Annotated in this window: 4 protein-coding genes; 1 reads left to right on the plus strand and 3 read right to left on the minus strand. The window is 66.2% G+C overall.

Annotated features, from left to right (window positions below):
* Positions 1–481: 481 nt before the first annotated feature.
* Positions 482–904 carry a helix-turn-helix transcriptional regulator gene (locus tag D1643_RS09645; RefSeq protein ID WP_160710421.1) on the plus strand — a complete coding sequence of 141 codons (423 nt, stop codon included), beginning with the start codon at positions 482–484 and terminating at the stop codon, positions 902–904.
* A gap of 897 nt (positions 905–1801) precedes the next feature.
* Here D1643_RS09645 and D1643_RS09650 read toward each other — a convergent pair.
* The 3 genes from D1643_RS09650 to argJ are packed head-to-tail and all read right to left on the minus strand — an operon-like array spanning position 1802 to position 5276.
* Complete coding sequence (locus tag D1643_RS09650) at positions 1802–3037, minus strand: aminotransferase class III-fold pyridoxal phosphate-dependent enzyme (RefSeq protein ID WP_160710422.1); 1236 nt, start codon at positions 3035–3037, stop codon at positions 1802–1804.
* A 44-nt stretch (positions 3038–3081) separates the two neighbouring features.
* The gene (argB, locus tag D1643_RS09655) at positions 3082–4029 is read right to left on the minus strand and encodes an acetylglutamate kinase (RefSeq protein WP_160710423.1); all 948 of its coding nucleotides are present in this window, start codon (positions 4027–4029) and stop codon (positions 3082–3084) included.
* Entirely contained in the window at positions 4026–5276 is a 1251-nt protein-coding gene (argJ, locus tag D1643_RS09660; RefSeq protein ID WP_160710424.1) for a bifunctional glutamate N-acetyltransferase/amino-acid acetyltransferase ArgJ, read from the minus strand. Before argJ ends, argB begins: the two co-directional genes overlap by 4 nt.
* Between the last annotated feature and the right edge of the window lie 16 nt (positions 5277–5292).

Raw genomic sequence — 5292 nt, forward strand, 5'->3', positions numbered from 1 at the left:
TGGCAGCCCGGGGGCGACCAGTGGTTGGTACGGGTGACGGTGAAGTCACCCTCCTGCCAACGCCACTCGCCCTCGTGATAGGCCTTACGATCTACTGAGTCCAGATACTCTTGGTAATCCATTCCTTCTCCTTTTCTGACAGGCGCACAAAGGACACGTAGGTATGGTGAAGTCACTTCAAATGGAACAGCGATTCGAACCCCGATGCCAACCTCAGGCATCGCTCTGCAGTGCTTCTAAAATAATCAAATTGTTATGATTGGTTTTGCCTAAAAGCTATCTTATTTGAGAATAAATTATGAGGCTGAATGGCGTATAGACACCAACGTTATGCCTGAACACAGACGTATTTTCGAATCAAGCGAATAATTACCGCTCTTGATATGTAGTAGATATCAGCGAAAGATACTAAAAGTCTGCCCAGTCGCCCCATACTATAATTACGAGAGCCGCTTATATGCAGCAAGGAAAAGGAGTCATCATGGAGCCTGATGAATTATTGGCCTTGGAGGCATCGGCAAAGCTTTACCAAACCATTCCTGATTATCTTTTGGAAAAAAAGAAGAAATCGAGCTTGGAGCTCGCATTGCTTGAGCTAATTGACGCCCTGGATGTTGTCGAATACAGGCGCTCTAAGGAGTCCTTTCTGCAGTCTATCCAATACGAAATCCCCTATCACCGCAAACGCATGGTGCTGAAAATAGTGGAAAAATACGGCTTAACCACTCAGGAAGGTCACGTTCTGCGTTATCTCGCGAATGGGAGAGATGTGCCTTACATCGCAGACAAGCTTGTTGTATCGACCAACACTGTTAAGACGCATAAGTATTCTATCTATCGGAAGCTAGGCATCCATTCAAGCCAGCAGCTTGAAGAGCTACTTTCCAGGAAAGACCTCGTCTAAGGCGCATTTATAGCCCGAAGGGCATGCTTTCAATCCATCCCCCATGGCTCTTGAAACCACTATGCTCAGAAGCTGGCTCAGGCATAATGACTTCAAAAGAAGTGATCGTAGGCCGCAATTCGAAACCTAGAGCTACGGTAAATCATCGGCAGGCATGTTGGGTTCAGGGCAAATAACGTCAATCCTGCCGAACCCCACACAACGTGGGTGCCACCCCCTTCACGGTCTGCTCATCAACGCTCGCACCACAGAGGCATCACCCAATTCAGCACCATGCGCAGACGCTTCCCTGCAACGTGGCGGTACTGGAGAGACAGGATCCCAAACAAGCGGACGGATGGCGCAGAGGAGCAAGCGGTAAGGGACGGCAGATGCCACTACCGTCCCCCAACTAAGCCCCTGCGCCGCCCGCTCCGACTTTTAAGGAAAAAGCGGGGCTCGCCGGTACTTGCGGCATAGCACACGCCCCGCGCTGAATGGGAGCAGCGGGCGCCTTCGCCGTTTCCCCCTGCGCATCGCGCTCATGCATGGGGTGCCGAGCGCGCCCGCATGCGACCCTGGCGTGTAAAGTGGCCAAAAATGACGACCTGACGACAGAATTTCGCGCCGGGGACGCGTCACCGAAGGCGGCGACACGCAAAAGCCCAGGTCGCGCTCTAGGCCTTAGGGGGATTCGCGTCGCGGGGCGTGCTTTCGTGCCCCGCTTTGTCGTCAGGTCGTCGTTTTTGGCCATTTTTGGGGCCGGCGGCTGCGCGGATGCGCAGGAAACGGGGGCAGGAGCGCAGGGGGGGGGGTGGCGCAAGACGGGGAGCCCCACCCCCACGCCCGAGCCCCGCTTGGCAGCACCCTCCCCCCCATTGTCCCGCCTCCCGAGAGGCGGGGGGCTGCCGACGCGGGCTAGACGATGGCGGCGAGGGCCTCGACGAGGGCGTCTACGTGGGCGCGCTCGCAGATGAGGGGCGGGAGGAAGCGGAGGGTGCGCGGGCCGGTGGCGTTGAGGACGAAGCCGCGCTCGAGGGCGGCGGACACCACCTCGGGGGCGCTGGGGGCGTCCTCGGCCAGGTCGCAGCCCACCATGAGGCCCAGGCCGCGCACGTCGTGCACGCGCGGGAGGGCGGCCAGGCGCTCGCGCAGGTAGGCGCCGACCTCGGCGACGCGCTGCTCGTAGCCGCCGGCGTCCAGCTCGTCGAGCACGGCCTGGGCCGCGGCCACGGCCAGGCAGCTGCCGCCGAAGGTGGTGCCGTGGTCGCCGGGGGCGAACAGGTCGGCCACCTCGGCGCGGGCCGCGCAGGCACCGGCCGGGAAGCCGCCCGCTATCCCCTTGGCCATCGACACCACGTCGGGCACGATGCCGAAGTGCTGGAACCCGAAGGGGCGTCCCGTGCGGAAGATGCCGCACTGGACCTCGTCGCAGATGAGAAGCGCGCCATGCTCGCGCGTGAGGCGGCGGGCGGCAGCCAGGAACTCGGGCGTCAGGGGATGCACGCCGCTCTCGCCCTGGACGCACTCCAGCATGACCGCGCAGATCTCAGGCCCGTGGGCGGCGAAGAGCGCCTCCAGGGCGGCCACGTCGTTGCGCGGCACGTCGAGGAAGCCGTCGGGCATGGGCGCGAAGTCCACGTGGAACTTGGCCTGGGCGGTGGCGGCGAGCGTCATCATAGTGCGGCCGTGGAAGCTCGCGTCCACCGTCACCACATGATAGGGCGCGGGCACGTCAGGACCGCCCTCGGCCTGGGCGCGCCGACGCGCGTGGAGGCGCGCCAGCTTGAGGGCGCACTCGTTGGACTCGGCGCCCGAATTGGTGAAGAACGTCTTCCACGGGCCGTCCTCGCCTTCCGGCGCGTAGCGGCTGAGCAGGTCGGACAGGTGGCGCGCCACCTCGCCGCGGTGCTCGATGTAGAAGTAGTTGCTCACGTGAATGAGGCGACCGGCCTGGGCGTCCAAGGCGCCTACCAGGGCCGGCGGGCAGTGGCCGAGACAGTCGCAGCCGATGCCGGAGAGGAAGTCGAGGTACTCACGGCCCTCGGCGTCGACGAGGGTCATGCCGCGGCCGGAGGCGAACTCGACCGGCTTGCGGGCGAAGGTGCCCATGACGTAGGCGGATTCGAGGGACTGCTGCTCGGGGAGGGACATGGGGGTGATCCTTTCTGCGGGGGGCCTTCGGCAGCGCCGCGGGGCTACGCCTCGCGGTTTTCGATGAGCTTGGCGGCGAAGTTGCCGAGGGGCGCGGCGGCCTCGGAGTCGCCGTCGCCGGTGACCATGGTGCCGATGCCCTTGTCGGTGAGAATCTCCAGCAGCAGGGCGTGGGGCGTGGTGCCGTTGATGATGTGGCCCTTCTTCACGCCGGCGTCCATGGCGTAGACGCAGGACCGCAGCTTGGGGATCATGCCGGTGGAGATGGCGCCGTCCTCCACCATCTGGCGCGCCTCCTCCAGGCTCATGGCCGAGATGAGCGTGTCGCGGTTGGGGTAGTCCTCGTAGAGGCCGTCCACGTCGGTGAGGAAGAACACCTTGTGGGCACCGATGGCCGCGGCGATGTGCCCGGCGGCCACGTCGGCGTTGACGTTGTAGCAGCCGCCGTCCTCGCCGATGGCGATGGTGGCGATGACGGGGATGTAGTCGGCGGCCACGAGGTCTTCGATGAGCAGGTTGTTGATGCGGGTGATGGCGCCCACGCGGCCCAGGCGCGGGTCGGCCTGCTCGGCCACGATGACGCCGGCGTCCGTGCCGCTGATGCCCACGGCCATGTTGCCGTGCTCGTTCATGGCCTCCACGAGCTCCTGGTTCACCCGGCCGGTGAGCACCATACGCACCACGTCCATGGCCTCGGGGCTGGTGACGCGCTGGCCGTCGACGAACTCAACCGGCAGGTCGAAGCGCTTCATGGCCGCGGATATGGCCTTGCCGCCGCCGTGGACGATGACCGGGTTCACGCCGATGATCTTGAGCAGGATGATGTCGGCCATCACCTCGGCGCGCAGGGCCGGATCCTCCATGGCCGAGCCGCCGTACTTGATGACGATGGTCTCGCCGGTGATCTTCTTGATCCAGGGCATCGCCTCGGTAAGGACGTCGCCGGTGATGCTGGAAACGCCGTGGGGGCGCGTCTCGGTGTCGTATTTCATGAGCGATAGTCTCCGTTGATCGAAACGTATTCATGCGAGAAGTCGCAGGTCCAGACCGTGGCCTCGGATTCGCCGGCGCCCAGGTCGGCCACGATGGCCACCTCCGGGCCCTCGAAGCGCCGCAGCGCCTCATCCTCATCGAAGGGAACGGTGAGGCCGCCGCGGCAGACGGGCAGGCCGAGGATGTCGATGGCCACGTCCTCCTGGCGGAAGGCCGCGCCCGAGCGTCCGAGCGCCGCGGCGATGCGCCCCCAGTTGGCGTCGTGGCCGTAGACGGCCGTCTTCACCAGGGGCGAGTTGGCCACCGTGCGCGCCGCCGCCTGGGCGTCGGCGGGGCTGGCGGCCCCGCGAACCGTGACGGTGATGAGGCGCGTGGCGCCCTCCCCGTCGGCCGCCATGGCGCGGGCGAGCGTGGCGCACACCTGGTCGAGCGCCTGCTGGAAGCGGGCGAAGGCGGGAGTGCCCGGGGCCAGCGGCGCAGCGCCGGGAGCCGCGGCTCCGCTGGCCAGCAGGAAGCAGGAGTCGTTGGTGGAGGTGTCCGAGTCCACGGTCACCCGGTTGAAGCTGGCGTCGACGGCAGCGCGCAGGGCCGGGGCCAGGTCGCACGCGAGCACAGGCGCATCGGTGGTGACGACGGCGATCATGGTGGCCATGTCGGGCATGATCATACCCGAGCCCTTGGCCATGGCGCCCACGGTGAAACGCGCGCCGGGGTAGCCCACGTCATCGCCATCGAAGGCGACGGCGCACTCCTTGGGATGCGTGTCGGTGGTCATGATGGCACGGGCCGCGGCGGCGCCGCCCTCCCGGGAGGCCGCGGCCGCAGCCGCCGGGGCGCCTGAGCGGAAGGGGCCAAGCGGCAGGTGCACGCCGATGACCCCGGTGGAAGCCACGAGCACCTCCTCGGCCGGGCAGCCCACGGCCTCGGCGGTGATGGCGGCCATGGCCCGAGCGGCCTCGCGGCCGCGCTCGCCGGTGGCGGCATTGGCCACGCCGGAGTTCACCACCACGGCGCGAGCGGTGCCGTAGCTCGGCGCGCCGGAGCCGCCCTCGTCCAACCGCTCGCGGTTGACCTGCACCGGGGCGGCGCAAAACACGTTGCGGGTGAACACGGCCGCGGCGGCGCAGGGCTCGTCGGCCACGACGAGGGCCAGATCCAGGCGGTCGGGGTCGTCGCGGAAGCCCGCGTGCACGCCGGCGGCGCGGAAGCCGAGGGCCGCCGCGACGCCGCCGGGAGCGGCGGGCAGGGCGTCCGGCGCGGGC

This window comes from Enterorhabdus sp. P55 (assembly GCF_009911695.1).
Classification (GTDB): Bacteria; Actinomycetota; Coriobacteriia; order Coriobacteriales; family Eggerthellaceae; genus Enterorhabdus.